This window comes from Legionella resiliens, from assembly GCF_021344005.1.
Taxonomy (GTDB): Bacteria; Pseudomonadota; Gammaproteobacteria; order Legionellales; family Legionellaceae; genus Legionella; species Legionella resiliens.
This window is the reverse complement of sequence record NZ_JAJTND010000005.1, coordinates 356,447-378,420: the sequence shown is the minus strand read 5'-3', so window position 1 is coordinate 378,420 and position 21,974 is coordinate 356,447. Positions and strand designations below refer to the sequence as shown.

Here is a 21,974-nt window from a genome sequence, read left to right as displayed (position 1 = left end):
ATCATATTATAGGCTTGACAGAGCTTTCATCCTCTTCATCCATACCCCTTTCCCGCCCCTCAGTTTCTGATTTTAATTTATCCGTTTCTTTGTCCATTTCTTCAACTTCTTCTACTTCGATTGCCTTGTACGTTTTTTTACTCGGTGGAGGTGCTTTACTTTTTAAATCTTGATAAATGATGAAATAGATATCTTTATCTTTGCTACTCATAGGCAATATTTCAAGATTTGCTTGCATATTTTCTAAAATGGCAGCCATCTGCAAAGATCGAGCTTCTTTTTTTGAAACGCTGTCCATTCCAGGAATTGGTTTACCCGTTCTTACTTCAGTCATAAAGTTTAAATAGGCAGAACATGCAATATGTGCTTTATCTTTTACGGATTGAGGAGTAGATTTACTTTGCATATCAATAAAATAAGGATTGGTCGCTAAAACCACCTGTAAACCTTGCCTCTCTAAACGACCTGGGATAAAAATAGAAGGTATTCCCTGTAGGGTTGTTTCCTTTTCAAAAGTATAATGCGAAGGAGTTCCATGGGAATCATATGATGGCTGAAGGTCAGGAGGCAGCTGTTCATATCTATGTGTGTGAGGAAGCGCCGATGGATCAATCAAAACGACACTGGATCTTCCAGTTACCAGAGCGAGAAGACTATAAATTGTATATTCGTCCGAACACGATATCGCATATCCTCTAAATTTTTCTGCGCCATCCGGGTTATGATGACCTGCAAAATTCTTTGTGGTTTCCTTCTTATTGATTTTACCTTTATCATCATATTCAACAAGTTGACTGCTACCATATAAACCTAGTGGAATATGTGTCCCACCAACATCAAGAGATGGGCCTTCTTTAAACTGATCCATCGTCATTGTTCGAGCGAGAAACCTACTCGTACCTAGTGTGCTTATTTTAATCAGGGCGTTCTCTACTGTAAGAGGACCTCCTCCATAAGAAATGGGTATATAACTTCCTCCTTTCTCGAGTGCTTCGTCGGGTATTTTGCCCCACATTGAGGAGTTTAGAGAAAAAAAACGGTCAACTGAAAATTGTCTTTTACCTACTGAAGTTAAACCTTGTACAAAAAGGCCTAGAGTTTTTCTTCTTGACATGATTAAAAACCAAACAAAATGAACTTGTATTAATATAATAGTACTTTATTTGATAAATTCAATTATTCCGTCTGATAGCTCTTGGTAACATTAACTTATGAAGAGTACAGAAGAAATAAGAACCAAAAATCTAGGAACTATTGGTTTTATAAAATTATATAAATATCAATAAGATAGAATATATCAATGAGTGTAAATTTGATGATTTGATTAAATTTTGTTACAATGTCTTATCTTAATGATGGTAACATTTTATTAATTTAAGTGAGAATCTATTTATGATGACGAAGTTATTTATATCGAAAGGACCTACTTTTGTTCAATTTTTTTCTCGAGCATATAGTAACCCTGGATACCGGGTACGATTAATGGAAAAAAATGGTGATAGAATTGGAGTAATCACTTCAAAAGAAAATGATGTTGAAAAACTAGCAAAATTAAAAGAAGAGTTAGCTGCGAAAGATTATGAAGTGTACTCTGTAAAACCCGACGAAATTATGGTCGTACAAAATAAAGATAAATTTCTCAAGGACATTGATGACGCTGCAAAAGTGGTTCAAGAGAATACCCCGAAATTCACCCCTTAATGCATGTCGGGCTTTAGCCCGAAGAATCTTTTAATTGTGTTTTTCCGAATTAGCTCTTTTTGCATGTCGTTTTCATAATCAAAAGAATTTATATGGATACTAACGCATTTTTTCAATGCGTCGCCATGGCCTTAAACCGGTTATTCATGCATGGCAAAGAAAAGCAATAATCATTATGATATCAGCGATATTGTATTGTATGCGTATTAGTTAATTCATCGCCAGGAGGGGAATTTTGACTTATTCGTTTCGCTCGGGCTTCTTTGGGTAATTCACTCACTTGAGATACTACAATTAAATCAATAGCTTTTAGAGTCGCAGCAGTTTCTATACTGATTTGAGGCTTGTGATTATCGGTCAAATTATGTAACCAACCTAAGAAACCCAACTCTCTCAAACCGGGCTTATTCATTGCAATGATATTAGCTTGTGCCCTTATTCCTGGAAAAATGTCATCTTTTATTGTTTCGCCTTTTTGAAGTATTTTTAGCATCTCTTCTGCTGCATTTAAGCGGTTAGTGTAAGTCTGCTGTGGCTTCTCAGGGGGATGCGTTTCTGAAAAGTTAATGTATTTAATAATATGATTTTTAATGGCTAATAAGGTATTAATATCGTCAGGGCTAGCTCTTTTGATATTCAATGCGATTAAATGAGTCGTAATAGAATCTCTGTTTTTTTTTGCAAAAGCTGTGATTTTATTCTCTTCATAATGTTCTTTTAGGTTAACCGAATCGATTTCATGATCATACGATAATCCTTCTTTCACCAAACTTCCGACAGGATCATCCATTGTTAAGAACGTCGCATGTTCAGTTCGTATTCTCATCAAAATTTGTGATGGATTGTCTTTAGGATATGCTCTTTGAAGAGCGGATTGTCGGTTAAGCGAAGTCTGTACACCTGAAAACATAAGAGAAGCCGTATATTGATTATCTTCTTTAGTATGATCATATAAATACATTATAGCGGCCATATCTTCGGCACGAATATCAGTTTGTGCTAACTCATAAGCAACAAGTGGTAAAATATCATCTGCACCAATAGGTCTTCGCGCGGGGTTTAATGTCACATCGTTATATTTACTGATTACCCAGCGGGCAAATTTGGAGGTAATTGCATAATTACCCGTTCTTAGCGCATCAACAAATATTTGTGCGCTTTCTGCATTTGTACCCAAATCTTGTATGAAAAGTATTTTTCGTATCATCCAATCTCTTTGATGTAGGTGTGCGCTAACGATTTGTTCTTCTACCACATCTCCTTTAGCGGTGATGAACGTTTTAGCGAAGGGAAGAAAAAAAGAGCGTATTTTTCCATCTAAACCAAAAGCTTCAGGATCTCTTATTATTTGAGTGAGTATATTTCGAGCCGTTTTTATATCAGGGTTATTTGTTTTTGTTGTGGCTGAAATGCGATCCAGGAATACTTTTGTAGCTGCTTCGTTACTTACCTCTTCGAGCTGGGCCTTGGAAAGTTGAGTTATTTGACCTTTTTGAATTTTATCCAGTTCAAAAAGCGCAGAAAATACTAAATCGAAGCGAGCTTCTTTGGATAATTCGTTCGTAAATGCTCTTGCTAGCTCTTCCAGTATTTCTTGTTTACGTTTAATCATCATGAATCCCTGTGATGAACATTCCTATGTTTAAATGCGACACATATTGTAAATAAGATGTTGTTTTTTAACAAGTAACGTTCCGTATAAGTACTATTCCAATTATTTCCTGCGTTGCGCTGCTTGTTCTCGGGGGCGTAGGAAGAAAAGATCCTGAAGTTGCTTCGTAAAAATACTTTTAACCAACATAAAGTTTGCTTTTAAAGACAGTATCTATACTTTGCTATGCCAGGGCTGGAGTTTTTAGCTAACAAATAAAATTTTTCTCATTTCCAGGCTAAAATAATGAAGAAAAATAGTTCGAGTCAAGACTGTTTTTTTACTTTTTATTTGTATAAGATAGCTACGTCTTAGTTCTTTTTAAGTATCCACGTTTTGTGGATATTAATTTCAACCAAATCGTTAATCAAAAGCCAGTACCTAATATAAGCCCTTGTTGAGCCTGTTTTATTTCATTTTTAAGTCCTGATAGTTTCATTGGAGTTATGCACATTTTCTGTGGATAAGTCTGTTTATAGTCTGTCTAACTCCTTGTGGAATTTAGTAGTTAAGCAACTGATTTCTCATTTGCCAATGTGTTTTTTCTATAAAAATACATGGAAAATTTATTGAGTTGCACTTTATGTTCAAAAATTTTCCTATACTTAAACCTATACTTAAATTAATGTTCAAGTAAATCATTTCTGGTTTTTATGTTAAGTCTTCATATTGGAGTTCAGCATGAAATTATCATATAGTCTCTTTTTTGCCCCCCTTCTTCTTTGTAATCCTGCTTTTGCCCAAGTTAAAATGTGTGGAAATCAGATTGGACTGAACTCTTGCGATCAAGGCAGTGAACGCTTCATGCCTAAAGGAGTTTGTTATCAACCTGAAGAAAATGTCGATCCACTTAGTGATGATAAAATCGATACCATCACCCAAACCCTTATTCCGGCTTTAAAAAACATAGGGGTTAATATTATTCGCGTTTATCAGGTATGTCCTGGTGGTAACTGTGCTTCACATGATCAAGTCATGAACGCATTGCAAGAAAATAATATTCAAGTTCTTGTAGAACTTGCGGATTATAAAAATGGTACCCAATGTACCGTTGATCGAAGCACAGGCAATTATCCGCAAACACTTTATGATTGTTTTACTAAAAAAATTGATGCATTCAGTAAGTACAGTAATGTATTTGGATTTTCTGTTGGTAACGAAGTATGGATGATGCCGCATAAAATAGATGATAACTATTTAAGGCCTTCAGCTACAATGAAGGCACTGATTCGCGATATGAAGGCCTACATTAAGAAAAAAAATTACAATAAACCAGTAGGCGTTGCTTTACGTGATGTTCCTGATGTAACCATTCCATTGGCTTACTATTATGCCTGCCACTTAAAAAATGAAAAAGAAGATACGTCAGCTGATTACATTGGTTATAACGTTTATAGATGGGGACAAGGTACCGATCCAGGAAATTATCCTCGATTACTTAACCCCTATGCGAAATATCGCCCAGTGCTTTCCATACCCGATGGTGGAGATGGGGATGGCGATAAAATGATGAATGGTTTTAACGGCATTAATCTTCCTGTAATTCTGACTGAGTTTGGACGCCCAGATACACCCAGATTATTCGCGCAAGTCGATTGGATGTTTCAAGAGGGGGCTAATATCATCAGTGGCGGTATGGTTTTTCGCCTCGTTCAAAAAAAAGGGGAGGACCAATTTGGTCTTTATGAAGATAACGGTTTACAAACTCCAACACCTAATGGTGGATTAAACAATTTAATTACAGAATACAATGAAAAAGCACCTCTTATGCTTGGCGAAGGCGTCAACCTACAGAAAATTACTTGTGATCCATCGAAGTTTCCTGGAATGGATTCGTTTCAACTTGACCCTGATCAACTTCCCAAGGCTGGAGGAGATTCACAAGGAACCCATGAGTTCTCGTTTGATGTTGGAAATCTAAAACTACCACTCACAAACATCTCTATTAATTATGAGGATAGTTCTGGCTGGCATAATGCAGTAACAATCTCTAATCCTGGTGCGCAAAATTACAAAGGAAAAATACCCAACCCCCAAACTTTAAAAACCATTGGGTTTAATTTTAACGACTCTAATGGAGCCTGTTTAGTTAAACCTGCAAGCTTATTATGTAAAGACGCATCATGCAATCAACTGAAGACTGTGTCTGCGGCCTGGTCTGCTAACGGGCAAGGACCTTGCGCCCTCAAATAAGAAAATTGGCCTGCTCGGGGAGGTTTGAACTCCCCGATTTGTTTTATTCACGTTTTGGCAGCGCCACAAATAATGTGCCCGGGTGATTGAGCGCATTTGCTTCCAAACCCGCTTGGTTACCCTCACCCTTATAGACGTCAACGTGAGCCCCCATAATGGCGCCACCTCGGTCTTGGGAAACACACCAGGAAGTAGTTTTTTTGTAGTTATAGATAAAATTCATTCCAATAGGAATTACCTTATGATCGGTGGCACAGGATGCATGGGGCGTAAGAGTAATATTTTCTGATCCATAAGGGCCGCCATTTTCCTTAGCAAAAAATACATAGCTTTGATCGCGATTTCGCAAGTCGTCGGCTTCACGGCTAAGTAGGTTATTCAGATATTGACGAATTTGCTTTTCTGATGCTCCACTTTGTCTAATTTTTTTAGATACGTTACAGCGTAACTTTGCTTCATCATGACATTTTGGATCTTTAGCACAGCGCTCCATTGTATCAAGGTTGCCACCACAGGTTGGGTCTTGCGCGCATTGGACTATACGACCCAGCATGGTGCGTGGTCTGCCATTGGAACTCTCATAATTGATACGAAATAATTTACCATCAAGAATTAATGAACCAGAGCCTTGAACCATTAAAAAAGCAGGGTCATTGGGGTCTTTAACGTAGCCAATGATATATTTTGGATGTAACGCCCCATGTTCAATTTCGTGTCGGTCTGGCACTACAGAGTATGTGCCATTGGCATTTTTCAAACAAAAACCTCGCACCATTTTAGTCAGCGGGTCAACACCGCAAAGAGGAGGTTTCAAATTAAATTTTTTGCATTCCGAAGCGACACTTACAACACCTGGGTTACTGTAGAGAGGATATAAAAACTTCCCACCGCGTTGAGTGCGTGCCTCAACAGCTGCTGGCGCGTAATAGGCGGTAAATTGAAACTCACCCTGTTTAAATCCCGCATGATTTTCAGGCCAGCCCTCGCTTTTATACCAGTCAAATTCAGTTTTGATGCTCGATAAATATTTTTGAAAATTGCCATGGGCAGCTTTTGCAAGAGCAAGCATTTTTTTATTGGTATTTTGGCACCATTCTTGGCGCTTAAATTTACGCCCAGCAAGAGTCACTGTCTGAAATTCACCATGGTTTTTATCGCAGTTTTCAATCTGGTTGTTTAATGCTTCAATCACCTCATCCATATTGCCTACAGGGTTGTCTAACGGCAGCTCTGATGCTGAAATTTTATGAAATTTAAAGCGCAATACTCCGGGTTCTTTGGCAGCCATTTTCTGTCTTGTGGTAAAGTCTGCGAGTCTTCTAACATCCAAACAGCGCTGAATTGAATCAGCGGGGAGGGCTGCTTGAGCGATGATGCTCAAAGTCATTAGGGCAATTATGAATGCAGATTGAACCATTGGTATCCTTAGCCTAGCTATAATTGAGCCTTTGCCCAACTATTAATTTGAGTTTATAACAAGGATTATATAGGCTATTGAACCAGGCATCAAAGGGATGAATTGAGTAGCTCACCTAAATGATAAACGGGAATGCATTGATATAAGAGAGTATTAGGGGTACAGCTTGGCTTCTTTGAGTTTTGCTTTTGAAAGTTTTATGCCTACTTTGCCGCTTTTAAGTTTTGTATTTCATTTGCTCAGCCATACCAGTATATTCTGAATGAACTTGTAACAAATGTTCTTTAAATGAACAAAATTTGGATTCTAATCGTCCTCCTTTTGCTAAAGCTTTATTGTGTTCCTCGTGGTCTGTGATTAATTTGTTCAAGGATTTAATGGTATCATTAAGTTCTACAGAAGTTAGATCAGTATTTAATTTCTGTTTAAATTCAGTTAGTTTTGTGACAAAACCCGAAGCTACTTTAGCCCTATCCTCAGTTAAAGTTGAACCAAGTACTTTATCTTTTATTTTATATATTGAAGTAAGTATGCTCGATCTATAATTTGTTATGTCTTTACTAATTGATTGAATATTTTCATCAAGAATCTTGTCTATTGATTTATAAACTTTATCAGCTGGAGTCTCGAATCGAGTAACTGGGGAAGGCATCCACATTGTAACTGCTTTACTTTCAACATTCTTAAGTGATGGATTTGTAAAAGTAACCGCAACTGCCTGTGAGATATCAACTTTATTATGTGAAAAATATTCTAATGCTCGATATAGATTAAATAAAGAAGGTCTATAATGTCCGCTGTGTGTCGTTATAGCTTTTAATACGCCATTTTCTATTTTAATTTCTCCTGCAGCAACAACGGGTGAACCTGCAGTCATTGAAGAATGCGCAATATGATCGATACCTTCATTGTGCGCAAATATATAAAGCTCACCATTTGCATTCAAGGTAAATGCAGCATATCCTCGTTTACCATGCGATATCATTCCGCTTGTATTAACAGGTTCACCATTTTGAAGGAAACGTTTATCTCTTATTACTATATTATGTTTAGCACGCTCTTCTGGAGAAAGATATCTAATCTGTAATTCACGATCTGCTTCTTGTGATTCTTTATTTATACTAAGAATCTCTTTCTTAGCTCGTGCCTCACTTAGGGCTTTTCTCATATATGCATCTTGTTTTTCAGCATCTTCTAGATTTCTTTGTGCTGGCTCAAGTAATTGACTTAGTGATTTTGGAGCTTTACCTGGAATGTAATATGGGTTTTTCTCTTTGTATTTATTTCTATCGTCCATCAAAGAAATCAGTTGCTCGTTTATATCTTCAGTTTCTGTAAGATCGAAAGCATAAATGAGAAATTTTAGCGCATGTTTCTGGTTCTGCTCATTGGACGTTTCATCACTGTATATTTCCCATGCAAAATCAATGCGGTGTGCAAGCGGTCCTTTCCCTTCAAGATAGATATCCCTTTCTAAGTCACTTATAGTGAACATCAATGATCCAGAATCTGATATGACATATATTTAATATTAGTCTAAATTCAGTACTGCAACCGGCAAACCAAAAGACAAAAAATTTTAAATTTAATCCAAAATAACTCATTACTAACGATAGAAATGATTATTAATCAGTCCTTATCTTTTTGACGGAGTAACTGTCCTGATATAGAATTAATAGAATAAATGTTGACCAAGTTGGATTTTATTGTTCAAAGTGAGTTTCGCATAAGTCTTTAAAAAAAGAACTGCAAAAGGAAAGGCTGTAGTCAGGAATTAGTTAAGTTATGATTTTAGCTTTTTAGTGAAAGGAGTGACTAAAATGGCATACTGGAATCAATTTCAAGCAAATGCGGCCAGCCAGGGATTTGCTCCTCTTTTTAACATGCCTGTATCTTCTGCAAAATGGCAGGTAGAAGTAGGTCCTGTAGCCTTTGCTTCACCGGTTATTGGCAATGATGGGACTATTTATATTGGCAATTTATTGGGTGAACTCGTGGCTATCTCGCCAACGGGTTCAATAAGATGGAAAAGAATGCTGGATCAACGCGGGAGCATTATTGCCGGTAGCCCCGCAGTAGATAAAAATGGCAATATTTATGTTATTACTACTTTTAGAGCTAAAGTTCGTGATCATCGAGGAGGCAGTACTGTATATTCCTATGTAGCTCACAGTAAATTACATAGCTTAACCCCAGATGGGCAGCTACGTTGGATTTTCAATTTTCCAATTAATCCAAATCGAAATATAACGGATGGTTATACTCTATCATCACCCAAAATATGGAATACACAAGAACCACTCATTTTTATTCCAGTACTGTTCACTAGACTTGTATCAAGAATGGAATTATTAGCTATCGACCAAATGGGGCAAGTAGTAAATAATATTTTCGTTTCAGAATATCCTCCTCCTCCGATTGAAACGAGCGGAGGGGTAACTCTTGGAGGTATTTTTGGCGGCATTTGGGATTTCCTTAATGGCATGGAATTTGAGCCAAGCGGGGGTGGTCCAACGCTCCAACAACTGTTTGGGTGGCCAGAGCCATCAATTGCCATCGCAGATTTTGGTCCATTTTCCTCCAGACCAGTGATTGTAGTTGATGATAATTACAAGCAACTATCAGCATTTCGCTGGCAAAATCGACAATTCCAGCCTTTATGGAATAAGCGTTCAACAAAACCAAGATTAAGGGCTTCTCCGGCAATATTCTTAAGCAGTATGGTTGCAGCAGGTCAACAAGACGGTACTTTAGCTTTTTACGATCTGTTAACAGGTTCTGAATTATTAAAACCATGGTATAAAGCTCGAAAAGCCATACAATCACCCCCTGCGTCATTTCTTAGTCAAATTTATTTTACTGCGGGTACATGGGTGGTCGCTTTAGATGCAGGAGGAAGGTTATTACGTCAATTTGAAATGAGTGAGCATTCACTTGGTGCGGCACTGGGATCGCCAGCCATCTCAGGAAATCGTGTTTATGTCAACGCTCAAGAAGGACTCCATTCATTTTCTTTAAATCTTGATGACGTCGATAAAAACACGAGTATACTTGGTGGCATTTCATCACCAGCCATTGCCGATGATGGTACGGTTTATATTATTGATCGAAATAAACAATTGTGGGCTTTGGGAGAATAACAAGAAAACTGTTCTGCCCCATGGATTCTTACACTGATATTTGCGATTAATTGACTATATAACATGTGGTATCATTGAAACGATATGTACAATATATGGACAATTAACTGTTCTTAATCTATAATAGCCCTAATCTATTCTTCTATTAACCTTAAATGAAATTAATATGCATCTATTGAGTGATAAGAATAAATCTGAAAGCAACGATTTAATACCATCAATTAGCATGGAAAGTTTATTCTTTTTATCTGATTGGCATGTTTATCATTTAGATTCGGAAGGCAAATACATCAATTGCAATGAAAAATCGTGTGAATTTTTAGAATTATCACCAGATGAGTTATTGTACAAAACAAATTTTGATTTCCCTTGGAAAGAAAATGCAGCCAAATGGCGTGAAAATGATTTTCAAGTAATGTCTTCACAAAGGTCGATAGAATTTACTGAGGACATGGTACATCAAAACAATAAGTATACTTGCACTGCAGTTAAATCGCCTGTTTATATGAGGGATAAAGTAAGTGGCGTTTTAATTCTTATAAAAATTGCTAGCAAAATTCCTTTGGCCACTTTCTCTAACAACGATATTATTTCTCAAAGAGAGTTACAATGTCTTTATTATTTAATCAAAGGATTCGCTTTAAAGCAGATCGCCCATGTTTTGCAGATTTCCTCCCGAACAGTTGAACACCATATTAACAACGCTAAAAACAAATTAAATTGCTATCATCGAAGTGACCTGATAGAAAAAGCATCCCAACTCACTGATATAAAAAATAAATTATTTCTAGATTCTGTCACCGATTGCAAAATAAAATCATAGACATTCTCAAATACTCCAAACCCGACAATCTCTAATTCCATAATATATTTTATTTAAATACAAATGCTGATATTTTTTTACTTATTGATTAATAAAAAATTTATAAGGTAGTCAATTTACAATGGAGGGGAAAATGGAAGAGAGGCAGGAAGTACTAAGTAGATTAAATTATAATCATATGTACCGGGAAAAAATTAGAGAAGAGTTTTGTTTTAATCTTCCCAATAATGAAAAAGCAGATTTAGTTTACTCTGCTCTGCTAGAGGAACGGAAACTCTATTTTTGTTATGCGGTAGCGGTTTCAGCCTTATCCCAAGCTTTTTGGGATTTTAATGATTCAACTCGCCGAGTTGCTTATCTAATTAATGAATGGGAAAAATGTACACTCGAACTGAATAACTATCATTCCTTTATCCAGCTAATGGATGATTTTATACAGAAAGAAGTTAATAAGGAATTAATTACTAAATGGTATACTAATTTTTCTTTATTATTTAAGGATCCTGAAAAAATAGAAAAGGGCATGCGTAATGAAATGTTGCTATTCCTTTGTCGCATTAATGCGTCCCATTCTTTGCGGCTTTTTCTTAAGCTGCATTATCCTGCTGTAGAAATAAATTTCTCTAGCTTATTAAAAGAAGCGGTAGGCTGCCTACATTCTCAATCTGTGCAAGCTTTAGTCGAATCAGGAGCTAATATCCGCGATTACTTTTGTACTGGTCTTTATCAAGATGATGGAGTCTACGTGTTTATGCCACCCCTGTATTATGCTGTTTGGAGTCCTAATGATCATAGATGTGTTCTTAACAGAGATAAGCCCCAAATTCGTTGGCATAATCCTAAATTAAAAAATATTATAGAAACCTTATTATCTTTAGGAGCAGATCCTTTGCAAAATTGCTTAATAGCACCCTGGCCCAGAGGCGAATTCATTCCTGATCCCAGCGTAAAAGATAAAACTGAGACTAAAGAGAATGTTATCACTTTGGTCCGAAATATTATTGCAGATCAGAGTAGTGATACAAAATTGGATGAAGCCAGTTTGACTTTCCTTAGTTATGTTGCTGAATTAAAGCCCAAAATAGATTTAAATGCTCAAGAGGAACAAACAGAGCAAAATACTTCATTAAAATATTTTTAGAATCAAGTCTGCACACATCTCTTCCTAAGCCCATGGTTCGCTGAGTTGAGTGTTTTAGCGCAGATCTCCCAGGATCCCGCGGACAAGTCCTGAGAGATAGTCACAAAAAGTGACCATCTCTCAGGCATAAAGCGCGGTACGTAGGAAAGCAGTACGTAGAGAAACTTAAGTGGTACATGATAAATTTAAAAAACTGACGATCGTTCAGGGACAAGTCGTGGGGGCGGGACGTCGGCAATATAACCATTATTGCTCTGACAAAAATGAGTTCTAATGTAATAACCGACTGCTTTTGAGGTGTCTTATATAATACATGCTATAATTAGGAGTGAGGCATGTATCCGCAAAAATTAGATATATTCTTATTAATTCCTTTCTTTAAGAGTGGGCCGACATGAGTCATATGTTGTTAATGAGCTTTGATGATAGTAATTTCATGAAGTTAAATCGTACACTTAATCAATTTATGGAATACGCCTTTGATTTAATTAAAAAGTCGCGTATTCGTTTTTGTTATATCGGCACAGCCGGTAATGATAGGTTGATTGAACGAGTTTTCTTTAATCGATTTGTTCGTGCAAAATTTGGAAAAAGTGCCATTACTTCAGAATTAGTCTTGACAAAATCACAGTTAACAAAAGAACAACTTGAAACCCATCTTATGCAACAAGATATACTTTTTGTTGGCGGCGGCAATACAGAAAAAATGTTGGAGATATGGGAAAAATCGGGATTTATTTTTGTCCTAAATAAATTGAAATCCGAAAAACGGTTACCCATTTTAGCCGGTGTAAGTGCTGGCGGAATGTATCCTTTTCATTCAGGATTAAGCGATGCTACACCTGGTCAATACAGAGCATTATCTTGCTTAGGCTGGTTTAAAGAAAGTTTTTGTCCGCATGCTAATTCGAAAAGAAAATCGCTTTGCGTTTATAGCAATAATCAATATTTAGAACGCATGGATGCTTACATCTTTGCAGTGAAACAAGGATTATTACCATCAGGTTTTGCTGTGCCAGATGATTGCATGCTCCATTTTGAAAATTTTAATTTAGTGCGGGTTGTTTCATCATTGAAAAATAATAAATGTTACTATGTTACTCATGAAAACGTTACTGACATAGATACAGTTTATTCAGCTAATAAAAATGACTCGAAATCTCGTCCTGAATGTTGGAGCACGTTATTTAAGTATATAGATTATTTCAAACAATGTACGGCAAAATTACAAAGAGGTAATGGATAGTCAAAACATCACATCCCTGTAATATTCAATGGTTCTTCCTTACTATGCATTGAAGCGCTGCATTCAAGGAAGCGCAACGAATTTTAACTGCTTTTTCTAGGTTTAAAGCTCGTGTAACGAACACGAGTCAATGAGTTTTAATAAATTGAAACCAATAATATTTCGAAATTCAGATCTTAAATTGCCTGATATTATGAGATATGACTTACCCTGTTCATCTCGATCAAACCAAATATTGAGTACATTTTTTTCAACTAACTTATCATCATGATACACTTTAAATGGCTTTTGCTTAAACCCAAACAATTTTGTTTCAGAGTTATCATCAATAAAATGATTCAGGATATTGATATTAACAAAAAAACTATGTTTTTTACGTGCTAAAAAAACTCGACCAAACATCAATAAAATTTCATAATTTAATTTATATTTATAAAAAATACGTGTATACATTTTTGCGAAAAGTTTTATAAGGAAATTACTGAGTTTTTTATTTTTCCAATCTTTTTGCAAAAGAAATGCAATTTTTATTATAGCGGGGCATGATTGATAATAATAATGTTCAATTCGCGAATTCTGTACTTGCTTTGCCAATTTGAGTAAGGTTTCCGGTTGATTTAAATCGATTTTAATCACATCATTCCGAACAAAAAGCCCTACCGCTTTATCATAGGAATCATTTTCACGGATTGATTTAACAAAATTAATAATCGCTATTTTATTTTTATCATTGATATATGGAGCCAAAGTATAACCCGTTGCTGCGATTAATGTATCTCCAATACCGACACGGTTTTTTTTGCAAAAGCTACGTAACCTTAGCAAGGCATTTTCTGGTATCTCAAAATACGTAGTACACGATGAGCTAATACTATTTAAAATTTGATTTTTTGGAAAAACCAGCAAGGGAATGTTTTTTAAATAATCATCCCAGAAGTCGATATTTTTAGATAAGTTTTTACTAAGATCTCTTTGTTCACATAGAATATAATCATAAAAAACTAATTCCTGTTGCCCGACTGTCCCAGATCCTTCCTTATACTCTACATATGCATGAGACATCTCATTCAACACAATGTCCGCTGATATTTCATCACTGACAAAATGGGATAATGCGATGTGTATTTCACAAGAATTATTTCCGAGTCGGAATAATTTAAATAGGATCAATGGTGATCCATTCTTCCACGTGTAATTTTCTAATTCATCTAACGACATATGTAACTCGTGTTCTTGTTCTTCCAATTTCAAGTCGCTAATGTCCTTTTCAATGACTTTAAATTGAAGAATATTTTCCTGCGGATATTGCAAAGGTGAATATCTTGCGATGCGATAGCATAGAATTGGATGATTTTTACATAATGATTCAAAGATGCTGTTTAATTTCTTATTATCCAAATTTCCAGCAATACGTTTTCTAGCCACTATATTGGATACTTTCGACTTGGGATAAAATAATCTCATTAACCAGAGTAAAAATTGCAATTCATTTAAGGGCATTGCCTTTAGAGGAGGTGGATGATGTTTTCCATCTTCATCATCGGAAATATCTGCTGCATTATTGATAACATCAGCAAGATGAGCAATCGTTCCGGTATGATACAAATCATGTAATAAAATATTTTTATGAGTGATTTGTCGAATCTTTGTGATCAATCGGGCCGCTGATAATGAATTGCCACCTAAATCAAAAAAATTATCATCGATACTAATATGCTTTAAATTTAATGTTTCTATCCAAATTTTTTGAAGTATGATTTCAATTTTATTTCGTGGTTTTATAACTTGGCTAGATTCTTTGGCTTCAGGTTGAGGTAATTTATGGGTATCTAATTTACCACTTGCGGACAAGGGAAGTTCGTTTAAAATCACAAAAAATGCGGGCACCATATAATCAGGTAATTGATTTTTAAGATAATCACGCAAATCTTTGGTTTCTAATTTTGCGGACTTTTTGGGAACGCAATAGGCAACCAATTGTTTTTCTTCAAACTCTTCACGTCCTGAGCACGCCTGAATAACAACATTTTGAATACCCACATGCGATGTCAAACATTGTTCAATTTCACCAATTTCAACCCGGAATCCTCTAATTTTAATTTGATGATCGATTCGTTCAACAAAATCAATTGTTCCATCGTTTAAATAACAACATAAATCTCCGGTTTTATACAATCTACCTGAGTTAAAGGGATTTTTAACAAATTTCTTTTCAGTAAGTTTTTTTTTATTCAAGTATCCCTTAGCAATACCATTACCACCAATATATAATTCTCCTAAAACCCCAACGCTTACCGGACGCATATTTTTATCCAATATAAACATCTTCGTGTTTAATGCAGGTTTTCCAATTGGAATTCGATGCTTATATTGATCAATATTACTTTTATCAATGATCATCCATGATGATGCAACGGTAGCTTCTGTGGGACCATATTCACAAAACAGTTTATGTTTGGGAAATTTTTTTAACCAATCCTTGATATCCCTTGCGAACAAAGTCTCACCACCAAAGACAATGTATTTTAAATCCAGTATTTTTTTCTCGCTCAATACAATGTCATTGATTTGTCTGAAACGACTTGGGGTGATTTTAATAATCGAAACATGTGTATCGTGCAAATGCCTTAAATATAAATAGGGATCTTTTTTATCAGTTTCAGAGCAAATTGCTATTTTTATTCCTTTGATCAAGGGAAATAAAGTACATGCCACTGAAAAATCAAATGAAATGGAAGATGAAAAATCAAAAATATCTTCCGATGAAATGGAAATGGCCTTTCCAAACCAATGTAAGAAATGATTTACATTACGATGTGTAATCATTACGCCTTTAGGTTTTCCAGTCGACCCGGAAGTATAGATTACATAAGCTAAATCATTTGTTTTATTAATATGCTTCGGGTTGGTGGTTGGATATGTGGCTAGCTTTGATTTAATTGCGTCCCAATAGATCATTTGAGATGATGTCAATCCTTCAAATTGATTCGCGAATTGAGAATGAGTAATTAGAATTTTTGCACATGAATCAGATAATATGGTTTTTTGACGTAGGACAGGATTGTTCGGATCCAATGGAATGTAGGCACCCCCTGATTTTAAAATTCCCAAGATACCAATTAATAATTCAAAACAAGGCTCCATGCAGATTGCGACTAAGGTATTTTGTTTCACTCCCAGTTCTCTTAAATGATGAGCCAACTGATTGGCTTGACTATTAAGATCTTCGTAGGTAAGTGTATTCGATTCATAGGTCAACGCTTCTTGATGGAATACCTTTCCAATTTGTTCTTCGAACAGTTCGGGTAGGATTTTATCGTAAGGATATTGAGATTCAGTTTGATTCCATTTTTCTAAGATTTTGTATTGTTCCTCTAAACTCATATCCATTGATGATGAGGTCATACATAAGCTCCATAAATGATAGTAATGAATTATGCCTATATCTTTACTTAAATTTTATATTTAGCTAATGTCTTGATTGTTTAATTTTAGCACAATGTATCTGCTTCGATGGGAATGGGAAAATTTGTTAGGTAGTTATTTTTACCCATTTTTTTGTATGTGGGGGTACGGTGGGTAATTTTAAGGAGAAGATAGCTCCTTTATATTCTCCTGGACTGGTAACGCTTAATTTGCCGCTCATTTCCTTTGTAGATAAAGCGCTAAAATGGAGGCCAAAACCGCAGTTTTCTGACTTTGTGGTAAATCCGAAGGTAAAAATTTTATTTAAAATATCTGGAGGAATACCTATCCCATTATCCTCGATGTCTATTTCTAGCCATTCCTTATCGTTCACGACCTTGGTTTTAGCGTGTATGATAAGATATTTTTCTTTTGGTGTACCTTCTTGCAAGGCTTCTTTCGCATTGATCATTAAATTGACTAATATGTCTTCTAGCTTCATTTTATCTAGAACAGCTTTTAACATATCATTATAGTTTTTAACTATTTTAATATCGGTCACATCATGCAGGCTAATCCTCAAACTTTCATCTAACACCTCGGCTATATTCACTTCTTGTATGACACCAAGAGGTCTGTCTTCTTTTTGTTGTAGGGTAACAATATCTTTAATGTGTTGGATATATTTATTGAGCATTTTTACATCCTCAACACATTCTTTCTGTTCTTCCAATAAGGTGTTATTTAATTCAGTAAAATAATCAATAAGATAGGCTTGTTTTTGCTTATCATCAGTAAGAACTTTAGGGTCTTCTATAACTGTATTTAGCCAGTCCGTTAATTGAGTTAAATTATTAATTTCTGATTTAGACAATCGCTCTAATAAGAGATTCGTTGTGATATTAACACTATTTAAGACATTCCCTACGTTATGTAACATTGATTTTGCGACATCAGACATTCCAGCCAAGCGTGCCGAGTCAATTAGTTTTCGATTTAACTCTTGTAGAAGTTTATTATCGATAGAATGAGCGAGTAACAATTTGATGCGTGTGATCAACTCCTTGGGGTGAAAAGGTTTAAACAGATATTCATCCGCTCCTGCTTCCCAACCTCGAACCAACGCGTCACGGTGGGTTAATGCGGTTAGTAGTACCACTGAGATATGGGCTGTTTTTGGTGAGGATTTAATTTCACGGCATAGAGAAATCCCATCTCGTTTTGGCATCATCACATCTAAAAGAGCAAGATCAGGTTTCCACTTTTGAATAGTTGCCCAGGCTTCTTCCCCGTCTCTTGTGAGTTTGGTTTCAGCAAATTCATTGAGCAGGGATGCGGTATAGGTTCCAAGTTCTAAATTATCTTCGGCTATTAATATCTTAGAAACCTTAGTACTTATGGATTTATCCTTTGCAAGTTGGTTTTCTAAAACCGGAGTTGTAGCAAATTTTTGAAAACGTCCTTCAAGCGATTTGGTGCCGGTTTCTCCCTCCAGAGTTGCAGGTGGTGCTGTTATTTCAACTGCAAAAGTGCAGCCTTTATTAAGGGTGCTTTCGACGGTAACATCTCCTTCTAAAAGAAGGGCAAATTCTTTAACCAGCGCCAGTCCAAGTCCTGTTCCCTCAAAGCGTCGCGTGGCAGAACCTTCAACTTGTTGGAAACGCTGAAATAATTTTTCCTGGTCTTCTTTAGAAATTCCAATACCGCTGTCTTTGACAGTGAGGATTACTTTTTCACCTTCAAAATGGAGCAAAATAGAAACCAAACCTTGATCTAAAGTAAATTTTGTGGCGTTTGATAATAGATTAAATAAAATACGTTCGTATAAATAGCGATCGAGACTCACGATTTTTTGGGGTACAGGACATTTAAATTGCATGTTGATGTTTTTTTGCTTAAGAAGAGGATTAAACTCATCCGTAATGGATTGAGTTAGTGCAACAATATCCACAGGTTCGCGCGTTACTACAATTTTTTGAGCGCTGATTTTTGCAAAATCAAGAATACTATTGACCATTTGATAAAGTCGAATTGAATTATTATGCATTGTCTCTAAAGCGTTACGTTGTGCCGTTGAAATTGAGCCATAATCCTTGGCAAGAAACGACTCTAAAGGTGCGATAATTAAAGTAAGTGGTGTTCTTAACTCATGGGATATATTGGAAAAGAAATTGTCTTTCAGTCGATCAATTTCTTTTAATTTTTCATTGGCATCAGCAAGTTGTAAATTGGCTGCCTCAAGTTCTTTAGGACTTTTTAAAGAAAGAGCCATTGGGATTAAGGGAACCAGCATAATCGTAGTCAAAACGGAAATCCCTGCAGTCGCCGCTTTTATTATTCCATCAAGACGGTATAAAGGATCCCATAACGTCACTACCCCCATCACATGGGTGGTGCCACAAAGCAAAATAAAAGCACCAAACATGATAAGAACCCATGGGAACGGAAAATCTTTTCGCTTTAACATGAAAAAAATTAAAATGATTGGAATGGCAAAATAAGAAAGTGCTATCAAGCTATCTGATATCACATGCAACCATACTATGTCAGGGCGCCAAAAATAACAATGTCCATGCGGCATAAAGTCATTACTAAAAAGGTTTTTAAAAAATGAAAAAAATGACTCACTGTTCATAGACTTTATCCTTCAAATCATTTAAAAAAATCCTGGATTAGATTCTAGATTGACCCTGACGGACCTTGCAATAGGTATTCCTATTATTTTGAGATGCATTAAGAAAACTAAAAATTATCGTGTAAAATGTATCAATACAAAGTTTAATACGAGTGCATTTATTGTTCGAGTCAAAATCATGGAACGTAAATTTTGAAGAAATACCGATATTGATAGGCTCAGACTCAATTAAATTTTTTTCATGAATTCCTTAATGAAAGAAAATATAAAGAATAAATACCTATCAATTTGGAATGTGATTAAGTTTATTGTTATAAAATTAATTAATAGGAATGATTGTTGTAAGGAGTTATTATGGCTTTTTTTTATCGTGATAAAGATTTTCTAACACAAAGTAGTAAAATGTTCGGCCAGTATCTGTTTAATACTCTAGGTAAAAAGCCAGAAGAATTTACTTGTTTCTGGGATAATGTAGGAGGAAACTTAGGACCAGACAGGGTTCGCTATATCAAATTGCACTGTGATCAGTTAAAACTGATTCCAATAGATAAGATGAAAGTAGAGTTAAGAGATGGGGAAGGATTAATAATTTCACATACAGATGATGAGGATATTTTTGCTCAGCTGGACTGGCGGGTAAGCAATAAGGGCGAGTTAAGAGGTGAATTTTTAAAAAATTGGCTTGAGCAAAACCGAAATAACTATCCGGGTAAAACTGTTTATGAAGTATTAAATGCAGCATTAAATAGTCACCAGCATAATAGTTTTAAAAATGGCCTTAATTGGCTATTAAAGAACCTCAAGATTTTTGACGAGGATAAAGGGCTTACAAAGAGTCAGTTTGGTAAAGTTATTAATCATGCAATCGATGATATTCTTGATTCACCTAATGTCGAAAAATTTGAAATTCCTAAAGATAAAGAAGATGAAAAAGAAATTAAAGGAAAAATAGAAACGAATTTTCCAACTTTTATTGCCTGTCTCGATCAACGATATACCGATGACTTACGAACTAAATTAGATGCTCCTGAATTTCAAGATCAGGAATGTGCTTCTCAAAGAAAGAAAGCAATTGAAGCGTTATTAGACTATCGAGACGCCTTATTTACAGAAACTGGAATTAAAGGTAAGAGTATTAATCTAGAAAAAATACGCAAATCGGATAAATGTCGTTTTGCCGAAGAAATGATCGAAGAGCTAATGAAATCTGAGCCTTCACCTGGCCAAGATTTTAAAGATTATATTAATACTTGCATCCAGAATGCTGAACAAAAATTGAGTCAAGAGCAGAGGGGAAATTGGCCAAAAGGGGTCATTTCTCATCGCTTGCGTGATATTGTGAGTAATATGAAAGACTATAAGCCTGAACCACTGGTAGTAAATGCTTTGCAGTAGCAAGCTACCAGGCTTGGTTAAAGATCAAGAACTCAAAACCGCATCTCCGAATGGCATCATCAACTGCCACTGAGTTCCACAGGTGCGCGGTAATGTCGGCACCGTTCTAATTTACATATCGGTGGATAGCAATGGGTGTAGCTCTGAGCTCTAAGGACAGCGCGCATTTGTACGAAGAAAATGTACGATATCTAATTTCGTCTCAATTTAAATAATTAAAACCTTAGTTCCAGGATTGGCTTTTACCCAATTTGCTACATACTCGATATAATTATTTTTGCCGACAGCAATGCATCCACGCGTTGAGTAGGGTAAGTTATTTAACCAACTAAACATAGTAGATGACTGAGTTGGTCCATGAATCCCTACATCTCTACCTGAATAACCTGCAGCTAATTGCTTTGTAGTCGGATAAAGAATTGGAATAAAAACTTTAAATTGATTGGATTTTCTTGGATGAGCTAACCTATATAAACCAATTGGAGTTTTATTATCGCCCGCATGTTTTTTACCGACGCCTTTATATCCGAGAGCTACTTTAAAGCTCTTGATTACAGCGCCGTGTTTACAGATATTTAAAACTCGCTTTGTTGTATGTACATTGATTCCGTTTGATAAAGGACAAGTTGCAGTACTAGCGAATAAAGCGACAGGAAAAAAAATAGAGATCATTAAAAAAATTGCTTTTATTTTCATATAATTATAACTAACATTATTGAAATTGGTCAATAATTATCCCATAATGTTGGCTTCATTCATAGGGGTGGCAGCCTAAATAATCATAGCGAGAAGCCTAATAGGAGCTAACTCATTGATTTTAAATTGTGCGCTCAGAGGGATTCGAATCCCGACACTCGGTTCGAAGCCAAATTTATCAAGAAGAACCAATATTATTAAAAATCATTAATTAGCAATGTAACAACCCACTGAATGACTGTGTGGACAACTAGGGTTACGCTATATTTTTGTTGTAAATTTGCAAAGTAAAAATGCCAATATGGTCGCTTTAAGTAGAGATAATTTATCTAATTCTTTTTCATCAGTACTTCTTATTCTCAAATACTCTATCTTTTCCAAAGTTAAAATTAAAATTTCTGCAAGACATTCCTCCCTGTTCGAGTCAACAAATCCCAATTAATCTGCTATCAGAGTTATGACTATATATCAATGGGCGAATTTCGCCGATTTAAATGAAAACCCAAATAAAAATACAATTCGAAATAAATT

At 35.7% G+C, this 21,974-nt stretch carries 14 protein-coding genes; 7 read left to right on the top strand and 7 right to left on the bottom strand.

Going from position 1 to position 21,974, the window contains the following annotated elements; translation table 11 throughout:
- Position 1: 1 nt before the first annotated feature.
- Positions 2–1,114 carry a hypothetical protein gene (locus LXO92_RS14215; protein ID WP_182350191.1) on the bottom strand — a complete coding sequence of 371 codons (1,113 nt, stop codon included), beginning with the start codon at positions 1,112–1,114 and terminating at the stop codon, positions 2–4.
- Positions 1,115–1,482: 368 nt separating this feature from the next.
- Between LXO92_RS14215 and LXO92_RS14210 the strand changes: the two genes are divergently transcribed.
- Positions 1,483–1,701 (top strand): hypothetical protein, encoded by a 219-nt coding sequence (locus tag LXO92_RS14210; protein WP_182350190.1) that lies wholly within the window; start codon positions 1,483–1,485, stop codon positions 1,699–1,701.
- 181 nt (positions 1,702–1,882) lie between these two features.
- Here the strand turns inward: LXO92_RS14210 and LXO92_RS14205 are convergent, their stop codons facing one another.
- Positions 1,883–3,316: a hypothetical protein gene (locus LXO92_RS14205; RefSeq protein WP_232891200.1), complete on the bottom strand. Its 1,434-nt coding sequence runs from the start codon at positions 3,314–3,316 to the stop codon at positions 1,883–1,885.
- 717 nt (positions 3,317–4,033) lie between these two features.
- Between LXO92_RS14205 and LXO92_RS14200 the strand changes: the two genes are divergently transcribed.
- Positions 4,034–5,545, top strand: coding sequence for a glycoside hydrolase family protein (locus LXO92_RS14200; protein ID WP_182350188.1), 1,512 nt, complete (start codon positions 4,034–4,036; stop codon positions 5,543–5,545).
- Positions 5,546–5,588: 43 nt separating this feature from the next.
- Here LXO92_RS14200 and LXO92_RS14195 read toward each other — a convergent pair whose 3' ends face one another.
- On the bottom strand, positions 5,589–6,962 hold the full coding sequence (locus tag LXO92_RS14195) for an MltA domain-containing protein (RefSeq protein WP_182350187.1): 1,374 nt from the start codon (positions 6,960–6,962) through the stop codon (positions 5,589–5,591).
- Between the two features lie 217 nt (positions 6,963–7,179).
- Positions 7,180–8,457, bottom strand: a complete 1,278-nt coding sequence (locus LXO92_RS14190; protein ID WP_182350186.1) for a hypothetical protein — start codon at positions 8,455–8,457, stop codon at positions 7,180–7,182.
- A 325-nt stretch (positions 8,458–8,782) separates the two neighbouring features.
- Here LXO92_RS14190 and LXO92_RS14185 point away from each other — a divergent pair, with 325 nt between their 5' ends.
- The 4 genes from LXO92_RS14185 (at position 8,783) to LXO92_RS14170 (ending at position 13,312) form a co-directional block, all read left to right on the top strand.
- On the top strand, positions 8,783–10,102 hold the full coding sequence (locus tag LXO92_RS14185) for an outer membrane protein assembly factor BamB family protein (RefSeq protein WP_182350185.1): 1,320 nt from the start codon (positions 8,783–8,785) through the stop codon (positions 10,100–10,102).
- Positions 10,103–10,268: 166 nt separating this feature from the next.
- Positions 10,269–10,925, top strand: coding sequence for a PAS and helix-turn-helix domain-containing protein (locus tag LXO92_RS14180; protein WP_182350184.1), 657 nt, complete (start codon positions 10,269–10,271; stop codon positions 10,923–10,925).
- Between the two features lie 133 nt (positions 10,926–11,058).
- A complete protein-coding gene (locus LXO92_RS14175) occupies positions 11,059–12,066 on the top strand; it encodes a hypothetical protein (RefSeq protein ID WP_232891199.1) in 1,008 nt (335 codons plus the stop codon).
- Positions 12,067–12,469: 403 nt separating this feature from the next.
- Positions 12,470–13,312 (top strand): Type 1 glutamine amidotransferase-like domain-containing protein, encoded by an 843-nt coding sequence (locus LXO92_RS14170; protein ID WP_182350182.1) that lies wholly within the window; start codon positions 12,470–12,472, stop codon positions 13,310–13,312.
- A 102-nt stretch (positions 13,313–13,414) separates the two neighbouring features.
- On the opposite strand, the gene LXO92_RS14165 is transcribed toward LXO92_RS14170, so the two are convergent.
- Entirely contained in the window at positions 13,415–16,717 is a 3,303-nt protein-coding gene (locus LXO92_RS14165) for a non-ribosomal peptide synthetase (RefSeq protein WP_232891198.1), read from the bottom strand.
- 127 nt (positions 16,718–16,844) lie between these two features.
- Positions 16,845–19,352 carry an ATP-binding protein gene (locus LXO92_RS14160; protein WP_232891197.1) on the bottom strand — a complete coding sequence of 836 codons (2,508 nt, stop codon included), beginning with the start codon at positions 19,350–19,352 and terminating at the stop codon, positions 16,845–16,847.
- A 354-nt stretch (positions 19,353–19,706) separates the two neighbouring features.
- On the opposite strand from LXO92_RS14160, the gene LXO92_RS14155 reads away from it, so the two are divergent.
- Positions 19,707–20,747, top strand: coding sequence for a hypothetical protein (locus tag LXO92_RS14155; protein WP_182350179.1), 1,041 nt, complete (start codon positions 19,707–19,709; stop codon positions 20,745–20,747).
- Between the two features lie 207 nt (positions 20,748–20,954).
- Here the strand turns inward: LXO92_RS14155 and LXO92_RS14150 are convergent, their stop codons facing one another.
- A complete protein-coding gene (locus LXO92_RS14150; protein WP_182350178.1) occupies positions 20,955–21,443 on the bottom strand; it encodes a L,D-transpeptidase family protein in 489 nt (162 codons plus the stop codon).
- Positions 21,444–21,974 lie beyond the last annotated feature (531 nt).

Excerpts from the sequence above, each read along its gene's own strand:
- LXO92_RS14215 (WP_182350191.1), bottom strand. The coding sequence starts at position 1,114 with ATGTCAAGAAGAAAAACTCTAGGCCTTTTTGTACAAGGTTTAACTTCA.
- LXO92_RS14210 (WP_182350190.1), top strand. The coding sequence starts at position 1,483 with ATGGAAAAAAATGGTGATAGAATTGGAGTAATCACTTCAAAAGAAAAT.
- LXO92_RS14205 (WP_232891200.1), bottom strand. The coding sequence starts at position 3,316 with ATGATGATTAAACGTAAACAAGAAATACTGGAAGAGCTAGCAAGAGCA.
- LXO92_RS14200 (WP_182350188.1), top strand. The coding sequence starts at position 4,034 with ATGAAATTATCATATAGTCTCTTTTTTGCCCCCCTTCTTCTTTGTAAT.
- LXO92_RS14195 (WP_182350187.1), bottom strand. The coding sequence starts at position 6,962 with ATGGTTCAATCTGCATTCATAATTGCCCTAATGACTTTGAGCATCATC.
- LXO92_RS14190 (WP_182350186.1), bottom strand. The coding sequence starts at position 8,457 with ATGTTCACTATAAGTGACTTAGAAAGGGATATCTATCTTGAAGGGAAA.
- LXO92_RS14185 (WP_182350185.1), top strand. The coding sequence starts at position 8,783 with ATGGCATACTGGAATCAATTTCAAGCAAATGCGGCCAGCCAGGGATTT.
- LXO92_RS14180 (WP_182350184.1), top strand. The coding sequence starts at position 10,269 with ATGCATCTATTGAGTGATAAGAATAAATCTGAAAGCAACGATTTAATA.
- LXO92_RS14175 (WP_232891199.1), top strand. The coding sequence starts at position 11,059 with ATGGAAGAGAGGCAGGAAGTACTAAGTAGATTAAATTATAATCATATG.
- LXO92_RS14170 (WP_182350182.1), top strand. The coding sequence starts at position 12,470 with ATGTTGTTAATGAGCTTTGATGATAGTAATTTCATGAAGTTAAATCGT.
- LXO92_RS14165 (WP_232891198.1), bottom strand. The coding sequence starts at position 16,717 with ATGACCTCATCATCAATGGATATGAGTTTAGAGGAACAATACAAAATC.
- LXO92_RS14160 (WP_232891197.1), bottom strand. The coding sequence starts at position 19,352 with ATGAACAGTGAGTCATTTTTTTCATTTTTTAAAAACCTTTTTAGTAAT.
- LXO92_RS14155 (WP_182350179.1), top strand. The coding sequence starts at position 19,707 with ATGGCTTTTTTTTATCGTGATAAAGATTTTCTAACACAAAGTAGTAAA.
- LXO92_RS14150 (WP_182350178.1), bottom strand. The coding sequence starts at position 21,443 with ATGAAAATAAAAGCAATTTTTTTAATGATCTCTATTTTTTTTCCTGTC.